Source organism: Actinocatenispora rupis (assembly GCF_016861975.1).
GTDB classification, from domain to species: Bacteria; Actinomycetota; Actinomycetes; order Mycobacteriales; family Micromonosporaceae; genus Actinocatenispora; species Actinocatenispora rupis.
This window is the reverse complement of record NZ_BOMB01000027.1, coordinates 86,231-103,209: the sequence shown is the minus strand read 5'-3', so window position 1 is coordinate 103,209 and position 16,979 is coordinate 86,231. Positions and strand designations below refer to the sequence as shown.

The 16,979-nt window shown below is 72.7% G+C and carries 18 protein-coding genes; 10 read left to right on the top strand and 8 right to left on the bottom strand.

All coding sequences use genetic code 11. The features are described from left to right. Window positions 1-309 precede the first annotated feature (309 nt). Window positions 310-864: a riboflavin biosynthesis intermediates N-glycosidase gene (gene ybiA / locus Aru02nite_RS23785; RefSeq protein WP_203661388.1), complete on the top strand. Its 555-nt coding sequence runs from the start codon at window positions 310-312 to the stop codon at window positions 862-864. 115 nt (window positions 865-979) lie between these two features. Here ybiA and Aru02nite_RS23780 read toward each other — a convergent pair whose 3' ends face one another. Then, the gene (locus Aru02nite_RS23780; RefSeq protein ID WP_203661366.1) at window positions 980-2,962 is read right to left on the bottom strand and encodes an MFS transporter; all 1,983 of its coding nucleotides are present in this window, start codon (window positions 2,960-2,962) and stop codon (window positions 980-982) included. Between the two features lie 75 nt (window positions 2,963-3,037). Here Aru02nite_RS23780 and Aru02nite_RS23775 point away from each other — a divergent pair, with 75 nt between their 5' ends. Beyond that, on the top strand, window positions 3,038-3,991 hold the full coding sequence (locus tag Aru02nite_RS23775) for a LysR family transcriptional regulator (RefSeq protein WP_203661364.1): 954 nt from the start codon (window positions 3,038-3,040) through the stop codon (window positions 3,989-3,991). Here Aru02nite_RS23775 and Aru02nite_RS23770 read toward each other — a convergent pair. After that, the gene (locus Aru02nite_RS23770) at window positions 3,981-4,529 is read right to left on the bottom strand and encodes a TetR/AcrR family transcriptional regulator (RefSeq protein ID WP_203661362.1); all 549 of its coding nucleotides are present in this window, start codon (window positions 4,527-4,529) and stop codon (window positions 3,981-3,983) included. The genes Aru02nite_RS23775 and Aru02nite_RS23770 overlap by 11 nt on opposite strands. 102 nt (window positions 4,530-4,631) lie before the next feature. On the opposite strand from Aru02nite_RS23770, the gene Aru02nite_RS23765 reads away from it, so the two are divergent. The 3 genes from Aru02nite_RS23765 to Aru02nite_RS23755 all read left to right on the top strand — a co-directional run bounded on the left by Aru02nite_RS23765 (window position 4,632) and on the right by Aru02nite_RS23755 (window position 6,967). Further along, window positions 4,632-5,198: a DoxX family protein gene (locus Aru02nite_RS23765; RefSeq protein WP_239076899.1), complete on the top strand. Its 567-nt coding sequence runs from the start codon at window positions 4,632-4,634 to the stop codon at window positions 5,196-5,198. A 217-nt stretch (window positions 5,199-5,415) separates the two neighbouring features. After that, entirely contained in the window at window positions 5,416-6,015 is a 600-nt protein-coding gene (locus Aru02nite_RS23760) for a TetR/AcrR family transcriptional regulator (RefSeq protein WP_203661360.1), read from the top strand. Between the two features lies 1 nt (window position 6,016). Next, complete coding sequence (locus Aru02nite_RS23755; protein WP_203661358.1) at window positions 6,017-6,967, top strand: glycoside hydrolase family 113 protein; 951 nt, start codon at window positions 6,017-6,019, stop codon at window positions 6,965-6,967. A gap of 52 nt (window positions 6,968-7,019) precedes the next feature. Here Aru02nite_RS23755 and Aru02nite_RS23750 read toward each other — a convergent pair whose 3' ends face one another. Both Aru02nite_RS23750 and Aru02nite_RS23745 read right to left on the bottom strand, forming a co-directional pair. Next, complete coding sequence (locus tag Aru02nite_RS23750) at window positions 7,020-8,081, bottom strand: aspartate-semialdehyde dehydrogenase (protein WP_203661356.1); 1,062 nt, start codon at window positions 8,079-8,081, stop codon at window positions 7,020-7,022. A gap of 5 nt (window positions 8,082-8,086) precedes the next feature. Then, window positions 8,087-9,352, bottom strand: a complete 1,266-nt coding sequence (locus tag Aru02nite_RS23745; protein WP_203661353.1) for an aspartate kinase — start codon at window positions 9,350-9,352, stop codon at window positions 8,087-8,089. 151 nt (window positions 9,353-9,503) lie between these two features. Between Aru02nite_RS23745 and Aru02nite_RS23740 the strand changes: the two genes are divergently transcribed. The 3 genes from Aru02nite_RS23740 to Aru02nite_RS23730 all read left to right on the top strand — a co-directional run bounded on the left by Aru02nite_RS23740 (window position 9,504) and on the right by Aru02nite_RS23730 (window position 12,374). After that, window positions 9,504-10,295, top strand: a complete 792-nt coding sequence (locus Aru02nite_RS23740) for a hypothetical protein (protein WP_203661351.1) — start codon at window positions 9,504-9,506, stop codon at window positions 10,293-10,295. A gap of 171 nt (window positions 10,296-10,466) precedes the next feature. Next, window positions 10,467-11,534, top strand: a complete 1,068-nt coding sequence (locus Aru02nite_RS23735) for an NAD-dependent epimerase/dehydratase family protein (RefSeq protein ID WP_203661349.1) — start codon at window positions 10,467-10,469, stop codon at window positions 11,532-11,534. 21 nt (window positions 11,535-11,555) lie between these two features. Then, entirely contained in the window at window positions 11,556-12,374 is an 819-nt protein-coding gene (locus Aru02nite_RS23730; protein WP_239076905.1) for a WecB/TagA/CpsF family glycosyltransferase, read from the top strand. Window positions 12,375-12,383: 9 nt separating this feature from the next. Here Aru02nite_RS23730 and Aru02nite_RS23725 read toward each other — a convergent pair whose 3' ends face one another. Then, the gene (locus Aru02nite_RS23725; RefSeq protein WP_373324964.1) at window positions 12,384-13,847 is read right to left on the bottom strand and encodes a diguanylate cyclase; all 1,464 of its coding nucleotides are present in this window, start codon (window positions 13,845-13,847) and stop codon (window positions 12,384-12,386) included. 196 nt (window positions 13,848-14,043) lie between these two features. Here Aru02nite_RS23725 and Aru02nite_RS23720 point away from each other — a divergent pair, with 196 nt between their 5' ends. Beyond that, on the top strand, window positions 14,044-14,352 hold the full coding sequence (locus tag Aru02nite_RS23720; RefSeq protein WP_203661345.1) for a hypothetical protein: 309 nt from the start codon (window positions 14,044-14,046) through the stop codon (window positions 14,350-14,352). A gap of 105 nt (window positions 14,353-14,457) precedes the next feature. On the opposite strand, the gene Aru02nite_RS23715 is transcribed toward Aru02nite_RS23720, so the two are convergent. From Aru02nite_RS23715 to Aru02nite_RS23705, 3 genes are all read right to left on the bottom strand, one after another. Continuing rightward, complete coding sequence (locus Aru02nite_RS23715; protein ID WP_203661344.1) at window positions 14,458-14,625, bottom strand: hypothetical protein; 168 nt, start codon at window positions 14,623-14,625, stop codon at window positions 14,458-14,460. A 194-nt stretch (window positions 14,626-14,819) separates the two neighbouring features. Further along, a complete protein-coding gene (locus tag Aru02nite_RS23710) occupies window positions 14,820-15,278 on the bottom strand; it encodes a PH domain-containing protein (RefSeq protein WP_203661342.1) in 459 nt (152 codons plus the stop codon). A 35-nt stretch (window positions 15,279-15,313) separates the two neighbouring features. Then, window positions 15,314-16,045 (bottom strand): TetR/AcrR family transcriptional regulator, encoded by a 732-nt coding sequence (locus Aru02nite_RS23705; RefSeq protein WP_203661339.1) that lies wholly within the window; start codon window positions 16,043-16,045, stop codon window positions 15,314-15,316. A gap of 98 nt (window positions 16,046-16,143) precedes the next feature. On the opposite strand from Aru02nite_RS23705, the gene Aru02nite_RS23700 reads away from it, so the two are divergent. Continuing rightward, window positions 16,144-16,926 carry an SDR family oxidoreductase gene (locus tag Aru02nite_RS23700; protein ID WP_203661337.1) on the top strand — a complete coding sequence of 261 codons (783 nt, stop codon included), beginning with the start codon at window positions 16,144-16,146 and terminating at the stop codon, window positions 16,924-16,926. Window positions 16,927-16,979: the final 53 nt, after the last annotated feature.

Here is a 16,979-nt window from a genome sequence, read left to right as displayed (position 1 = left end):
GGCGCGGTGAACGAACGCGGTGAACGAACGCAGTGAACGAACGCAGTGAACGAACGCAGTGAACGAACGCAGTGAACGAACGCAGTGAACGAACCCCGCCCTCCCAAAGGGGGGCACCCCGGCGTCAAGTCTAGTCCGCCCGGGGCGTTGGTGCGTGGGCCTGTGGACAGAGCGAGAGTGGCTGTGGACAACCGATTCCGGTACTCCGCGGCGGGCTATCAATGCTGCTGTGCCCAGCCCACGCCGTCACCCCCGGACCCCATCGAAACCCGCTCGTCGCTGTCGGAGGTGCGTGCCACCATCACCCCCATGATCGAATTCCGCTCCGTCGAGGACCTGTGCCGGGCGACGCGCGCCGGCCGTTCCCTGCGGTACCTCTATTTCTGGGGGCATCGGCCGGAGCGGGGCGGCGGTGTCGGGCGCGGCTGCCTGAGTCAGTGGTGGCCGGCGGCGTTCACGGTCGACGGTGTGCGGTATACGAGCGCCGAGCATTTCATGATGGCCGGCAAGGCGCGGCTGTTCGGTGACGTGGAGATGCTGCCGCGGATCCTGGCCGCGACGTCGCCGGCGCAGGCGAAGGCGTTCGGCGGCCGGGTGCGCGGGTTCGTGGAGGAGGTGTGGCGGGAGCACCGTTCGGGCATCGTGACGGCGGCGAACGTGGCGAAGTTCGGTCAGCACGACGATCTCCGGGAGTACTTGCTGGCGACGCGGGGTCGGGTGCTCGTGGAGGCGAGCCCGCGGGACCGGGTGTGGGGGATCGGTTTGGCCGCAACCGATCCGCGCGCTGCGGACCCGGCGAGGTGGCGCGGCACGAACCTGCTGGGGTTCGCGCTGATGCGTGCCCGCAGCACCCTCGCCACCTGACCGGCCGCGTTGCCCCGGCAAACGCTCGCCGCCCGATTGGACGCGCTCGCGACCTGACCCGCTGCGTTCACCCCGGCGAACGCTCGCCGCCCGTCTGGACGCGCTCGCCAGCCGGTCAGGTGGCGGCGGTGTCGCGGCGGGCGGCGCCGACCGCGACCGGTACGCAGAGGGCCAGTGCCGCGGCGGTGATCGCGAAGGCGTACGGGTAGCTGGCGTGTCCGGCGAGCGCGCCGAGGAGTACGCCGCCGACACCGGTGCCCGCGTCGAGCGCCATGTTCCAGACGGCGCTGGCGGTACCGTGCCGTCCGGTGCCGGCGCGCCGGAAGAGTACGACGAGGGTCTGGTTCTGGGCGGTGCCGAATCCGACGCCGAGGAGGAACGATCCGGGTACGGCGAGGACCGCGGACCCGGACTGGTGCGCGGCGAGTGCGAGGGTGCCGAGTCCGAGGGCGGCGGTGACGACGGCGACGGGCAGCAGTGCCCGCATGGACGGGTACCGGTCGGCGAGGTGCCCGGCGGCCCAACGTGCGGCGAGCGCCGCGACGCCGAAGACGAGCAGCGCGGTGGGTGCGGATCCGGGCAGCGCGAGCGGAGCGAACGTGATGATCCCGGTGGCTGCCACCGCTACGGGCAGCATCACCGCCACGGGCCCGACGTACCGGACGATCCCGCCGCGCGCCCGTACCGTGCCGGCGCTCGCCCGCACGCCGGAGCCCGCCGCGCCGGCTCTGGCGGCACCGGTGTCGGGAGTCGCCGCATCCGGCACCGTCGCGTCCGCCGGCACGCCGGAACCGCCCACGCCGCTGTCGACAGCCACACCGGGAACCGCCGTGTCAGGGAGCAGGTCGCAACCCGCGGGCGGCCCCACGACGACCTCGCGACCGACGACAGCGCCAAGTTCCGTCCCCACGCCACGGCCCCGCCCCATGTCGTGGCCCGCCCCACTGCCGAAGCCCGTTCCCACGCCACGGCTTCGCCCCGTGTCGTGGCCCGCCCCACTGCCGAAACCCGTGCCCGCGCCACGGCTTCGCCCCATGTCGTGGCCCGGCTCACCGCCGGAACCCGTTTCCACGCCATGGCTTCGCCCCACCTCATGGCCAGTCCCACCGACTACACCCGTCCCCGAGCCACGCTCCGACCCCAGGCCGAGGTCCGTACCGGCACCGCGGTCCACCCCCACACCGCGACCCGTTCCCACACCACGGTCTGTCCCCAGACGGTTGTCCGTCCCGAAGCCTGTCCCCAAGCCCTGACCGGCCCCTGGGCCCGCACCCGTCCCCACACCACGGTCAGGCTCCAGGCGGTTGCCCATCCCGAAGGCCGTACCCGTGACCGAGTCCGTACCCGTGAGCGAGCCCGGCCCCGTGACCGGGCCCGGCCCCGTGACCGGGCCCGGCCCCGTGACCGGGTCCGTACCCGTGACCGAGGCCGGACCCGTGTGCGAGGCCGTACCCAGGTCGAACCATGTCGCCGGGCGCCGATCCGTCTCCACAGCGGGTACGGCGGCGCGGGCGACCGGTACGCGGGGCTCGACGGGGTCGGCGGTCGCGGCCGGTACGCGGGGGAGGGCGAGGATCGCGGCGGCGAGTACGAGGGGAACGACGGTGACGGTGACGAACAGGGCCGGGTAGCCGAGGGTGTCGACGGTGGCGACGGCGACGGGGACGAGCAGGACGTTGGGGAGGGCGACGCCGAGTCCGTAGAGTCCGCTGGCGCGGCCGCGGCGGGAGGGTGGGGCGAGTTCGGCGACGAGGGCGCTGCCGGAGACGCTGAGCAGGCCGAACCCGATGCCGCGCAGCGCGGAGAGTACGACGAGGGGTGTGATGGCGGCGCTGACGGCGTACCCGAGGGTGGGCAGGACCATGACGACGGTGCCGAGCGCGAACGTGGCGCGGTAGCCGACGCGGCGGCCGACGGCGGGTACGGCGGCCTGGGTGAGCACGGTGGTGACCATGAACGCCGTGGTGGTGAGGCCGGCTCCGTCGGCGCCGGCTCCGCCGTGGGCGGCCCAGGCGGACACGACGGGCAGGAGTACGGCATAGTTCGCGAACGCGGCGAACGTGGCGACGACGAGCATCGGCATCGGGTGGCGGGTCACCTGGTCATGTCTAGGCGCTCCGGGCGATCACGTCCAACGAAGGTCGCTGATCCCACCCATCGCTACGGTTGATGGATGGAGTTGCGGCTGCTGCGCACGTTCCGGGCGGTGGCGTCGGCGGGGAGCTTCACCCGCGCCGCCGCCGACCTCGGGTACGTGCAGTCGAACGTCACCGCGCAGATCAAGGCGCTGGAGCGGGAGGTCGGCACCCCGCTGTTCGAGCGGTTGGGCCGGCGCATCGTGATCACCGACGCCGGCCGCCGCCTCCTCCCGTACGCGGAGCGGATCCTGCGGCTCGCCGAGGAGGCGTCCGAGGAACTGCGCAGCGCGGGTGACGAGGTGGCGGGCACGCTGCGGATCGGTGCCGCCGAGACCCTCTGCGCGTACCGGTTGCCGGCGGTGCTGCGGTCGCTGGGTGCCCGGTTTCCGCGGCTGCGGGTGGTGTTCCGGCCGGCGAGCCGGTCGGCGCTGCTGGCGGACCTGTCCGCGGCCCGGCTGGACGCCGCGCTGCTGTTGGAGGAGCCGGTCTCGGCGCCGGACCTGACGGTGGAGACGCTGTGCGCCGAGCCGGTGCTGTTCGTGGCGGCGCCGGACCACCGGCTCGCCGCCGCGGACCGGGTGACGGCCGCCGATCTGGCCACCGAGCCGGTGATCCAGGTCGAGGAGGACTGCGCGCACCGCCAGGTCGTCGACCGGGAGCTGCGCGCCGCCGGCATCGACCCGCCGGTACTCGCCGAGTTCGCGAACCTGGAGGCGGTGAAGCGCTGCGCGGTCGCGGGGCTCGGGGTGGCGGCGCTGCCGGCGGTGGCGGTCGAGGCCGAGCTGGCCCGCGGCGAGCTGGTCACCCTCCCGTGGGTACGCCCGGATGCGTTGTCCCGCAACGATTTCGGCCTGCGTACTCAGGCGGTGCGGTTGACCCGGCGTGCGCCGTCGCCGGCGCTGACCGCGCTGCTCGACACGGCCCGTACCCAGTGGGCGGTGATGTCCACTGTGGACGGACACCGGGCCGGGCGGGTCGTCAGCGGCTGAGGTGCGGGTCGGGGAAGAGGGTGGCGGCGATCCGGCGGGCGGCGGCGTCGACGTCGCCGAGGTCGTCGGGCAGCATCCCGGCGTTCCACAGCGTGGTGAAGCCGTGCACGAGCGACCAGGCGGCGAGCCCGGTCGTACGGGCGTCGGCGCGGATGCTGGCTGCCCCGCCGTACAGGATGGCGGAGGCGCGGGCCTGGGCCTCGACGAGCTCGGGGTCGTCGGCCCGGACGAGGTCGGGGCGGAACATCACCTCGAAGTGCGCGCGGTGCGTCACGCCGAACCGCACGTACGCCACGCCGACCTCGCGGAAGTCGTCGCCCGCGGCGGTCAGCGCGTCGGCGAGCAGCCGGTATCCCTCGGCGGCGAGCGCGGTGAGCAGGCCGGCGCGGTCGCCGAAGTGGTGCGCGGGGGCGGCGTGCGAGACGCCGGCGCGCCGCGCGAGGTCGCGCAGGCTGAGGGTGCCGAGCCCGCCCGTCTCGATCACCTCGACGGCGGCGGCGAGCACCGCTTCGCGCAACTGTCCGTGGTGGTACGCCATGCGGCCAAGCCTAACCCACATCTAGCCATTGACAAGATGGGAACCCCGAGGCAATCTAGGCACTGACAAGTTCCACCGGGTACTTCGGCGAAGGAGCCACCGATGACCGCCACCGATCGCCACACCGCCGCCACGGACCCGCGCACCCGCTCGTCGTCGACGCCGACTCGCCCACTGCCACCGCACGACCCGGCACCGGCACCTCGACGTCGCCCGCCGCGCCTCGTCCGGTTCGTACTCGGCAACGTCACGCTGACCGCGCTGGTGCTCGGCGCGCTCGTGACCGCCGGCCTCGGGCTGGTCGTCCCCGCGCTCGCCGGGTCGCAGACGGCGCTGCGCGGCGGGCTGTTCCTGCTGTTCCTGATCGCCGCCTCGGGCCGGGTCGGGCCGCCGCGCGCCGCGCTGGTCGCCATGGTCCCGCCGCGGCTGCCCCGGCCGGCGCTGCTCGTCGCCCTCACCGGAGTACTCGAAGTCGCGGGCGCGGTCGGGCTGCTGCTGCCGGCGACGTACCGGTTGGCGGCGTTCCTGCTGGGCTTGCTGCTGATCGCCGTCTTCCCTGCCAACGTGTACGCCGCCCGGCACCACGTCGGCCTGCCCTCCCGCCTCGTCCCCCGCACCCTCGAACAGATCCTGTACCTCGGCGTCGCCGCCGCGGTCGCCGTCGCCTGACGGCGACCTGAATCCCTTGCGGCGCACCGGGATCCCGGCGCGCGCGCTGCCCGGTGCTGCTCCCGACCCCGACCGACCCGAATCCCGAATGACCCGGCCCCCGATCGACCCGAGTCCCGGATGACGCGACCCCCGGCCAACCTGACCGGGGCCGCGTCGTACCCCAGAAAATTGGACTGGGTTTGTTTTTCGACCAGGTCCAGATATGGTGAGTGGCATGGCCGGACTTCGCGAACGCAAGAAGGAGCAGACCAGGCGCCGGATCGCCGAGGTCGCGCTGCGGCTGTTCGCCGAGCGCGACTTCGCCGCGGTCACGATGACCGAGATCGCCGACGCGGCCGAGGTCTCCCGCGCCACCCTGTTCAGCTACTACCCGACCAAGGAGTCCCTGGTCCTGGCCGATGTCGGGGCCGAGGACCTGGCCGCGGTGGTGACCGCGCGGCCCGCCGGGAGTACGCCGCTCGCCGCCCTCCGCGGCTACTACCGGGACCTCGCCGCCGGGCCGATCGCCGAGCTGGACCGGGAGGCCACCGTCACCCGGCTCGGGGTGATCTTCGCCAGTCCCGCGCTCAGCGCCGCCGCCAACTCTTTGCTGTACCGGCAGCGCGAGCGGCTCGCCGCCGCCCTCGCCGAGGAGTACGGGGAGCGGGTCGCGGCGATCGTGGCGGCCGAGGTGACGGCCGCGGTGCTGACCATCCAGGAGCGGTACTTCCGGCGCCTGGTCGACGGCGCCGACCCGGTCGCCGCGGGGCGCGGGCTGGCCGACGACGTGACGCTGGCGTTCGACCTGGTCGAGCGCGGCGTGGCGGGGGCCTGACGTGCGCGCCCGCGGCATCACGTACGACACGGGTTTCCTGCCCGGCACCGCCAGCCGCCCGGCGTACGACCCGGGCGGGGTGCGGCGCGACATGGCGGTCATCGCCGGCGAGCTGCACTGCGACGCCGTCCGCATCACAGGCGGCGACCCCGACCGGATCGACGTCGCCGCGCGCTGCGCCGCCGAGCGTGGCCTGGAGGTCTGGTACTCGCCGTTCCCGGTGGACCTGGCCGTCGACGCGATGCGCGAGCTGTTCGCGGACTGCGCCGGGCGGGCGGAGCGGCTGCGCGCCGGCGGCGCCGAGGTCGTGCTCGTCACCGGCTGCGAGATCAGCGCGTTCGGTGCCGGCTTCATCCCCGGCGACACGTACGGCGAGCGGCTGCGGGCGATGGCCACCGCGGACCTGGACTGGTGGCTGTCGCTCGGCCCCGTCGTCGAGCGGCTGAACGTCTTCCTCGCCGACGTGGTTTCCGTTGTGCGGCAACGCTTCCACGGCCCCGTGACGTACGCGGCGGGTCCGTGGGAGCCGGTCGACTGGCAGCCGTACGACATCGTCGGCGTCGACGCCTACCGCGCGGCGTACAACGCGGCGGGGTTCGTCGACGAGGTGCGCGGGCACTTCCGGCACGGCAAGCCGGTCGCGGTCACCGAGTTCGGCACCTGCGCGTACCGGGGGGCCGGCGCGCTCGGCGGCAACGCCTGGGTGGTGCCCGACGGCGCCGTCCGCGACGAGTCCGAGCAGGTCACCTACCTCACCGAACTGCTCGACACGTACGAGCGGCTCGGCGTGGACGTGGCCTTCTGGTTCACGTTCGCGCAGTGGACGAAGCCGGGCGCCGCCGACCTCGGCTCGTACGGCGTGGTCCGGATGCTCGACGACACCCGCTGGGAGCCGAAGGCCGTCTTCCACACGATGGCCGACCGCTACCGTCGCACGCCGTCGACCACCTGACCACGAAACCGTTGCGGCGCAACCGAAACGGCACCGCCAGCGCGGCGGTCGGTCAGGCGGTGGACAGCTCGGCCGCGACCTGCTCGGCGATCTGTACGGTGTTGAGCGCGGCGCCCTTGCGCAGGTTGTCGCCGACCACGAACACGTCCAGCGCGCGCGGGTCGTCCAGCGCGCGGCGCAACCGGCCGGCCCACGTCGGGTCGGTGCCGGCGGCGTCGGCCGGCGTCGGGAACTCGCCCTCCGCCGGGTCGTCCACGAGGACGACGCCGGGCGCCTGCTTGATGATCTCGGCGGCGTCGTCCGCGTCGACCTCGGCACCGAAGACGGCGTGCACGGCGACCGAGTGACCCGTCACCACCGGCACCCGTACGCAGGTGGCGGAGACCTTGAGGTCCGGCAGGCCGAGGATCTTGCGCGACTCGTTGCGCAGCTTCAGCTCCTCGGACGACCACCCGTGGTCGCGCAGCGAACCGGCCCACGGCACCACGTTCAGCGCGAGCGGCGCCGGGAACGGGCCCAGCTCGTCACCGACCGCCTGTCGTACGTCGCCGGCGCGGGTGCCGATCGTCCGGTCGCCGGACACCTTCGCCAGCTGGTCGTGCAGCGCGTCGATGCCGGCCTGCCCCGCGCCCGAGGCCGCCTGGTACGACGAGATGATCAGCTCGCGCAGCCCGTACTCCCGGTGCAGCGCGCCGACGGTGACGATCATCGCGAGGGTCGTGCAGTTCGGGTTGGCGACGATGCCCTTGGGGCGGTCCCGGATCCGCTCCGGGTTGACCTCCGGTACGACGAGCGGCACGTCCGGGTCCATCCGGAACGCGGCGGAGTTGTCCACCGCCACCGCGCCGCGCTCGGTCGCCACCGGTACCCAGGTCGCGGACACGTCGTCCGGTACGTCGAACACGGCCACGTCCACGCCGTCGAACGCCTCGGCGGACAGCTCGCGGACGACCAGCTCCTCGCCGCGGACCAGGACCCGCCGGCCGGCGGACCGCGCCGAGGCGATCAGGCGGACCTCGCCCCAGACGTTCTTCCGGGACGACAACAGCTCGCACAGCACCGAACCGACCGCGCCGGTGGCGCCGACGACCGCGAGGGTGGGGAGAGCGCCCACGGACCTCACCGGCCGGTGCCGGCGTAGACCACGGCTTCCTCGTCACCGCCGAGGTCGAACGCGCTGTGCAGGGCACGCACCGCGTCGTCGAGATCGGTGTCCCGGCACACCACGGAGACCCGGATCTCCGAGGTGGAGATCATCTCGATGTTGACCCCGGCCTCGGCCAGCGCCTCGAAGAAGTCCGCCGCGACACCCGGGTTGGACCGCATGCCGGCGCCGATCAGCGACACCTTGCCGATGTGGTCGTCGAACAGCAGGCCCTCGAACCCGATGGTCTGCTGCATCTTCTGCAGCGCCGTCATCGCCGCCGCGCCGTCGTCCTTCGGCAGCGTGAACGAGATGTCCGTACGGCCGGTGGCCTGGGTCGACACGTTCTGCACGATCATGTCGATGTTGATCTCGGCGTCGGTCACGACCTGGAAGATCTTCGCCGCGCGGCCCGGCTCGTCCGGGACCGACAGCACCGTGATCTTGGCCTCGCTACGGTCGTGCGCGACGCCGGTGATGAGTGCTTGCTCCACGGGAAGATCCTCCATCGAGCCGGAAACGATCGTGCCGGGCTTGGTCGAGTACGACGAGCGGACATGGATCGGCATGTTGAAACGCCGGGCGTACTCGACGCTACGCAGGTGCAGCACCTTGGCGCCACACGCGGCCAGCTCCAACATCTCCTCGTACGTGATCCGGTCGACGCGCTTCGCGTCGGGGACGATGCGCGGGTCGGCGGAGTACACCCCGTCGACGTCGGTGTAGATCTCGCACGTGTCGGCGTGCAGCGCCGCGGCGAGCGCGACGGCGGTGGTGTCCGAACCGCCGCGGCCCAGCGTCGTGATGTCCTTGGTGTCCTGGGAGATGCCCTGGAATCCGGCGACGATCGCGACCGCGCCCTCGTCCACCGCGCCCTGGATCCGGCCGGGCGTCACGTCGATGATGCGGGCCTTGCCGTGCGACGAGGTGGTCAGCACGCCGGCCTGCGAACCGGTGAACGACCGCGCCTCGTACCCCAGGTTGTGGATGGCCATGGCGAGCAGCGCCATCGAGATCCGCTCGCCGGACGTCAGCAGCATGTCCAGCTCGCGCCCGGGTGGCAGCGGGCTCACCTGGTGCGCCAGGTCGAGCAGCTCGTCCGTCGTGTCGCCCATCGCGGAGACCACCACGACCACGTCGTCCCCGGCTTTGCGGGCGGAGACGATGCGTTCGGCTACCCGCTTGATGCGCTCGGCGTCGGCGACCGACGAGCCGCCGTACTTCTGGACGACGAGTGTCACGACAACAGCCCCTTCCCGGCCTGGCGGTGGCCAGGGTACCGGCCGGGCCGGTACCGGCCACCCCACGTCCCAGCATGCGACGACAGGCTCACACCCGTACTCCCGCGTGGCGGAGCGCGATCCGTGGTATCGGGAAACCCAGAATGGACGGGTGCGTCCGATCCCACGGGTGGCCGTGTCCACCGTCCTGCTCGCCGTCGCCGGCGGTGTCCTCGCCGGCTGCGGGAACGCCGCCGCGCAGCAGCCGGCCCCGTCGCCGAGTCCCGTCGCCACGGACGGGGGCAGCCCGGCCGACCAGCTCGCCGGGCTGGTCGCCGCGGCCGCCGACCGCCACTACACCGCGCCGTACGACTGGACGCCGGCCGGTTCGTCGCGTCGCCAGGTCACCGTGACGCTGGCGGACGACGCGAGCTGGCGTCTGGACGTACCGGGGGGTGGGCTCGGGGGTGGCAAGGACGTGTCGGTCGCCGGCACGAAGGCCGGGGTGTACCAGTGCGGCCTGGGCGCCGGCCCGTCGTGCGTCCGGGTGGCCGGGCCGGGCGGGCACGTACCGGCGCGGTTCGACCCGCAGGTGGAGAAGGTGTTCACGGACTGGATCGGGCGGCTCGGCGACCGCAACGCGCCGCTGTCGGTGGACACCGCGCCGCGACCGTCCGGGGTGACGACCGGCACGTGCTTCTCCATCGAGCCGACCGCCGCCTCGCTGTCCTCGCCCGTACCGTCCGGCATCTACTGCCTGGACTCCACCGGTACGGTGACCGGCGCCCGGCTCGGGATCGGCCGCCTCGCCCTGTCCGGTACGCCCGGACGCGCCCCGGCGACGGTCAAGCTGGCCGGCCCGGTGACCGGTGGCCAGGCCGTACCGACGACGTCGCCGAGCCCGTCGCCGTCGCCGAGTCCGTCGCGGTCCTCCTCGCCGTCCGCGTCGCCCAGTCGGCGGTAGCCGCGACACGGCCCGTGGCTACCATGGCCGGGTCAATCGACTGTGTGTGTTCTTCAGCGGACGTGAGGACCACTCAAGCGAACGAGGGAGCTCGATGAGCGAGCGTGAGCGAGCGGATCATCGGCGTTGCGCGTCGTGCCTCATCGGCGCTCCGACGGAGGAGGAGCGCCGATGAGCGTCGCACTCGTCACCGGTTCGGGTGGCCTGATCGGTTCCGAGGCCGCGCGGCACTTCGCCAGGCTGGGCCTGACTGTCGTGGGCATCGACAACGACATGCGTGGTTACTTCTTCGGCAAGGACGGCTCCACGGCGTGGAACGTCCAGCAGCTCCGGAGCGAGCTGGGTGCCGGGTACGAGCACCACGACATCGACATCCGGGACCGCGACGCCCTGGCCAAGGTCTTCGCGCGGTACGGCAGGGACATCGCCGTGGTGATCCACACCGCCGCGCAGCCCAGCCACGACTGGGCGGTGAAGGAGCCGTTCACCGACTTCGACGTGAACGCCGTCGGCACCCTCAACATGCTGGAGAACACCCGGCAGCACGCGATCGACGCGCCGTTCCTGTTCACCTCCACCAACAAGGTGTACGGGGACACGCCGAACCGGCTGCCGCTGGTCGAGCAGGAGACGCGGTACGAGATCGACCCGTCGCACACGTACGTGGACGGCATCCGTGAGGACATGTCGATCGACGCGTGCCTGCACTCGATCTTCGGCGCCTCCAAGGTGGCCGCCGACGTGATGACCCAGGAGTACGGGCGCTACTTCGACATGAAGACCGCCGTGTTCCGCGGCGGCACGCTCACCGGGCCGGCGCACTCGGCCGCGGAGCTGCACGGCTACCTGGCGTACCTGATGCGGTGCAACATGGAGGGCCGCGTCTACACGATCTACGGGTACAAGGGGAAGATGGTCCGCGACGCGATCCACTGCAACGACGTGGTGAGCGCGTTCGAGGCGTTCTTCCGCGCGCCGCGGGTCGCCGAGATCTACAACATCGGCGGCGGCCGGCACTCCAACGCCTCGCACCTGGAGGCGTTCGCGATCGCCGAGAAGATCTCCGGCATTCCCATGAAGACGGCGTACGCGGAGCAGAACCGGGTCGGCGACCACCAGTGGTGGATCGGGTCGAACGCGCGGTTCGAGGAGCACTACCCCGACTGGAAGCTGACGTACGACGTGCCGGCGATCCTCCAGGAGATCCACGACGCCAACGTCGACCGCTGGAAGCCCTGAGCCCCCGCGGATCCCGAGCGACTGGTGGATGCGTTGATAGACAAGGGAAAGAGCAACGTCCTCGGCGTCTACGTGGACGCCGTGGACTACGCGGCGGCCACCGACAAGGTGATCGAGGCCGCGCGGGACCGCCGGCCGCTGGCATTGACCGCGCTCGCCGTACACGGGGTCATGACGGGTGTGCAGGACCGCGCGCACGAGGCCCGGCTCAACTCGTTCGACGTGGTGACGCCGGACGGGCAGCCGGTCCGCTGGGCGCTCAACCTGCTGCACAAGGCGCAGCTCCCCGACCGGACGTACGGGCCGACGCTGACGATGAAGGTCGTCGAGCGCTGCGCCGACGAGGACCTCCCCATCTACCTGTACGGGTCGACCCAGCCGGTACTCGACCGGCTCACCGCCGCGCTGACCGCACGGTTCCCGAAGCTGACGATCGCGGGCTCCGAGCCGTCCAAGTTCCGGCCGAACGAGCCGGGTGAGCCCGAGGCGATCGCCCGGCGCATCACCGACTCCGGCGCCCGCGTCGTCCTGGTCGGGCTCGGCTGCCCGCGCCAGGAGATCTTCGTGCACGCGATGCGTCCGCTGGTGTCGCTGCCGATGATGGCGGTCGGCGCCGCGTTCGACTACCACGCCGGTGACCTGCGCAAACCGCCGCCGTGGATGCAGCAGCGCGGGCTGGAGTGGTTGTGGCGCCTCGGTCTCGAACCGAAACGGCTCTGGCGGCGCTACCTGATCCTCAACCCGGCGTACCTGGCGCGGCTGACCGCGCAGGCCACCCGCCTCTGGCCGGCCCGACCGGCCGAGCCGACCACCACCCCGGCCGACACGTTCGCCGTCTGACCTGCCTGATCAGCCGGTACCGGTGATGGTCGGGGGCAGCACCATCAGCGGCTGCGCGACAGTACCGGGTTCGGCGAGGCGGGCACCGTCCCGGCCGGAGCGCTTCACCGCGTAGAGCGCGTCGTCGGCCCGGCGCAGCGTGTTCTCGGCGGTCTCGCCGGCCTCCCGCAGCGCCACGCCGACGCTGATCGTCCGGCCGACCCGGCGGGCGGCGCCGACCAGCCGTTCGGCCACGGCCAGCGCCTCGCTGTCGTGCCCGACCTCCACCACGGCGGCGAACTCGTCACCACCGATCCGGTACAGGTCGTCCTCGGCGCGCAGCGTCGACTGCAGCGCGCGGACGAGTTCCACCAGGAGCCGGTCGCCCTCCTGGTGCCCGTACGTGTCGTTGACGGCCTTGAACTGGTCGACGTCGATCGCCAGTACGGCGGTGTGCGCGGGCCGGGCGCGGGTCAGCCGCTCGGTGAACCGGCCGTGGTGGCCGAGCCCGGTCAACGGATCGGAACTCGCCCGCAGCCGCAGCTGCACCACCAGCCGTACCCGCTCCAGGCACACCAGCGACTGCGCGGCGAGCAGTTCCAGCAGCGACACCGTGCCGGTGCCGGGCCGTACGACCTTGTGGTCGACGACGAGCAGGACGCCGCCGTCGTCGTGCCGGCCGCCCACCGGTACCGCGATCATGGTGCGGATGCCGGCCGCGGTCAGCCGTTCGAAGCCGCGGGCGTCCAGCGCCGCCGGATCCCCCAGGCTGTACGTGGAGCCGTGCCGCCGGGTACGCGCGGCGAGCAGGGCCAACGCGTTCCGGTCGGCCATCACGAGCAGGCCGGCGAGCGGGCCGCGCGCGGCGCTGACGTGGATGTCCGGCCCGCTGCCCATCGCGATCGCCGCCGACGACAGCCCGCTGATGTCGCGCGCCGCCTCCAGGCAGCGGTCGAGTACCTCGGGCTCGTCGGTCGCCGAACTCAACGCCAGCGCGTGTCGCAGCAGCCGCTGCCCACCGTTCTCCCGCGGTACGCCGCCCAGCGCGGCGACGCGGGCGCCGAGCACCTGCGCCGACTGCTCCAGCGCGGCGCGTACCTCGGCAAGCGGCGGGCCGTTCGTCGACTCGATGTTGACCACGCCGACCGGCGTACCGTTGGCGCCGGGGACGGGCGCGCACACCTCGTTGACGACGCCCGGCCCGAGCGGGATGTAGTCCGGGTCCGACCGCACGTCGGCGACCGCCGCGGTGGTACCGGTGCGGAACACCCGGCCGACGACACCCGCGTCCGCCGGTACGCCGTCGAAGACCTGCCAGGCGCCGGCCGCGGCGAAGCAGCGCAGCCGCCCACCGAGATCGAGCAGTACGGCGACGGTGCCGGACAGCTGGTCGGCGAGCGCGGTGACGGTCGCCTGGCAGGCGTCCGGTACCGACGGCGCGGTGGCCACCGTGGTGGTCAGCGCGTCGGTGAGCCGCCCCTGATCGATGCTCACGTCCCGCGGCCAAGCCTTCCGGTCGTACTCCCCGTCTTCCTCAAGTCTACGTACCGTCATCAGAACGGTGGCCGGTCGCCGGGTTGATCCCCTCGATCGAGCGCCGTCCCGTTGTCGGAGCGTAGTGGTGGTGGACACACTCGTTCGGGGGGCGGCTGGTCCCCGCCGGTGCCCGCGGCACGGCAAGATGACGCAGGTGAGTACTGCCGCGCACACTCTGTTGTCCCATCCACTTCCCCGCTACGAGCCACTACCGGCCGGACAGGTGCCCGACGTCGGCGAGATCGTCCACCTGACCGGTCGGGCGTCCCCGCAGTTCGCCCACGACTCGATCCTGTTGCAGGTCACCAAGGTCGAACCGTCCAGTGTGGACGCCAGCCGGGGCCGGTCCACGGCCGCCGCGGGCTGGCTGTACCTGACGGGGTGGGAGCTGGACCGCAACCGTCGGCACCGGGTGGAGCGCTGCGTACTCGTCAGCGCCGCCGGCCTGCTCGTCCGTCGTTGATCCGGGGCCGCGGGTACGGCGCGGCCCCGCGGAACCGCAAGCGGAACCACGAATGCCGCGGCACCCGGAGGGGCGCCGCGGCATTCTCGTCTGGTCGAGGGGTCGTCAGTGCGTGCCCGTCACGCTCTCGGCGCGCAGGTCGGCGAGGGTACGACGGATGGCGCGGTGCTGCTGGGCGAGGCGCTGCGCGGACTCGTACGGGTCGGCCACCGGCGCGGCGTCCGCGCCGCGGTACGGCCAGACAAGCAGTCGACGGCGGATCCGGTCCAACATCGTTCCTCCCTGCTCGGTCATGCGGGGAGAGCCACGAGATTCGCGCCATTCCCCCGCCGCAACTTGCTGGGTGCTACAGGGGTCAACGCAGCCGCTCGGCGAAGGTCACGACCAGTACCCACAAGATCACTCATTGGATGGATCCTGTGTGCTGCCACCGGTTCCGCGCGGCATGATCGCGGTCGATGCGGCGGTCACGGCCGCGGCGCGCGCCACCAGGCATGCAACGTCCGCAGCTCGTCGCCGAACCGGGGACTCGGCCGGCTCGCCCGGGTCAGCGGCGCCACCAGCCACATGTCCCGCCCGCTGGTCCGCCGCAACCGCACCCGCAGGTACCGGCCGCGTTGCTGCGGCCGCAGTTCGGTGATCTCCCGCCACGGTACGAGCCGGGCCGCGCCACCCCGCCGGACCACCAGCCCCGCCGGGGTCGGCTCCGTGTAGCCGTGGTGCACCACGTGCCACGACTGCCAGGCACTGCCGAAGAACAGCACCGCGGCCACCAGGTACATGCCGGTCAGGGCGACGCTGTCGGACAGCATCCCCTCCAGGATGCCGGCCGCGACCTGGGTGAACCCGGCCAGCGTGAGCAGGGCGGCAGCCCAGGCACTTCCGCGCCGCGCCTCGTCGGCCCGGAACCGCACACCCACCGACATCGAACCTCCCGGAAGCGAACCAGTCCGCCCCAGCATCACCCGTCCCCGCCACCCCCGGTACGACCGGCGACGATCGCCGCGATCCCGTCCAGTACGCAGCGCAGGCCGAACTCGAAGCCGCCGTCGTCGTCCGGCCCGAACGCGCCGTCCCCCGCCGCACGAACCAGCCCGGGGTACTCGTCGGCATGCTCGCGCAGGACGGCGGCGAGCCCGTCGGCCACCTCCGGCGTACGGGACGCCGCGTCGACCGGCGCGTACTGGATCTGGCTGCGTACGTGGCTGAGCAGCAGTACGGCCGCGTCGACCTGCTCGGGTCCGGTGAGGCCGGTGCCGGCCAGCGCGGCGACCGGCCGCTCCATCCACGTCAGCTCGTACGGTCCGGTCGGCCGTACCCGGGTGGTGGTCTCGACGATCCACGGGTGCCGCCGGAACACCTCGTACACGTGGTGGGTCCAGTCGGTGAGCGCGGGCCGCCAGCCGCCGGACGTGTCGAGCGCGGGTGCCTCGCCGAGCGCCAGGTCCGTCATCAGGTCCAGCAGATCCGCCCGCCCCGGTACGTGCCGGTAGAGCGCCATCGCGGTCACGTCGAACTCGGCCGCGACGCGCTGCATGGAGACCGCGGTGAGCCCCTCGGTGTCGGCGACGCCGACGGCCGCGCGCGCGACGCGTTCCGGACTGAGGGTGGGCTTGGGGCCGCGGCGGGGTTGGGCGCGGCGCCCCCAGAGCAGGTCCATGCGGCTGGCGAGCCCGCCGTTCTCGCTGGTCATCGCGGTGTCCTCGGTTCGGTTGACAGTCCGGCCTGGAACTGTGTATAACATAAACAGAACTGCTTAGGACATAAACAGTTTCCGAGAGGACGGGCATCATGGCACGACTGACCAACCGCACCGCACTGGTCACCGGCGGCTCGCGCGGCATCGGCCGCGGCATCGCCGAGCGGCTCGCCGCCGAAGGCGCACTCGTCGCGGTGCACTACGGCAGCGACGACTCAGCCGCGAAGGAGACCGTCGCCGCGATCGAGGCGGCCGGCGGCCGGGCGTTCGCGATCCGCGCCGCGCTCGGCGTCGACGGTGACGTCGAGACGCTGGCCACGGCGCTGGAGACCGGACTGCGCGAGTACACGGGGGAGGCGCGGCTCGACATCCTGGTGAACAACGCGGCGCTGGGCGACACCGGTCCCGAGGGCGAGTCGGTGGCGGGCTTCGACCGGCTGTTCGCGGTCAACGTCCGCGCGCCGTACTTCCTGATCCGGCGGTTGCTGCCGCTCATGGGCGCCGGCGGCCGCATCGTCAACATCGGCTCGGCGGTCACCCGCATCGCGCTCCCCGGCGAGCTGGTGTACGCGATGAGCAAGGCGGCGGTCACCACGCTCAGCCGCAACCTGGCGAACGAGGTCGGTCCGCGCGGCATCACCGTCAACACCGTCAACCCTGGGCCGACGCGTACCGAGCGGACCGCGTTCGTGTTCGACCGGCCGGAGGCGCAGGCGATGATGGCCGCCAGCCAGGCCATCGAACGGGTCGGGATGCCGGCGGACATCGCCTCCGTCGTGGCGTTCCTCGCCTCCGAGGACGCGGGGTGGATCACCGCCAACACCATCGACGCGACCGGCGGCAGCTACCTCGGCCCGAAGTCGCTCGGCGCCTGACCCGCGCCCCACGGCCCCGCCGGCTACATTCCGGCGGGGCCGCGGCGCTCGGC

Excerpts from the sequence above, each read along its gene's own strand:
- Aru02nite_RS23760 (WP_203661360.1), top strand. The coding sequence starts at position 5,416 with ATGGCCGGACTTCGCGAACGCAAGAAGGAGCAGACCAGGCGCCGGATC.
- Aru02nite_RS23765 (WP_239076899.1), top strand. The coding sequence starts at position 4,632 with ATGACCGCCACCGATCGCCACACCGCCGCCACGGACCCGCGCACCCGC.
- Aru02nite_RS23770 (WP_203661362.1), bottom strand. The coding sequence starts at position 4,529 with ATGGCGTACCACCACGGACAGTTGCGCGAAGCGGTGCTCGCCGCCGCC.
- Aru02nite_RS23775 (WP_203661364.1), top strand. The coding sequence starts at position 3,038 with ATGGAGTTGCGGCTGCTGCGCACGTTCCGGGCGGTGGCGTCGGCGGGG.
- Aru02nite_RS23715 (WP_203661344.1), bottom strand. The coding sequence starts at position 14,625 with ATGTTGGACCGGATCCGCCGTCGACTGCTTGTCTGGCCGTACCGCGGC.
- Aru02nite_RS23700 (WP_203661337.1), top strand. The coding sequence starts at position 16,144 with ATGGCACGACTGACCAACCGCACCGCACTGGTCACCGGCGGCTCGCGC.
- Aru02nite_RS23735 (WP_203661349.1), top strand. The coding sequence starts at position 10,467 with ATGAGCGTCGCACTCGTCACCGGTTCGGGTGGCCTGATCGGTTCCGAG.
- Aru02nite_RS23705 (WP_203661339.1), bottom strand. The coding sequence starts at position 16,045 with ATGACCAGCGAGAACGGCGGGCTCGCCAGCCGCATGGACCTGCTCTGG.
- ybiA (WP_203661388.1), top strand. The coding sequence starts at position 310 with ATGATCGAATTCCGCTCCGTCGAGGACCTGTGCCGGGCGACGCGCGCC.
- Aru02nite_RS23710 (WP_203661342.1), bottom strand. The coding sequence starts at position 15,278 with ATGTCGGTGGGTGTGCGGTTCCGGGCCGACGAGGCGCGGCGCGGAAGT.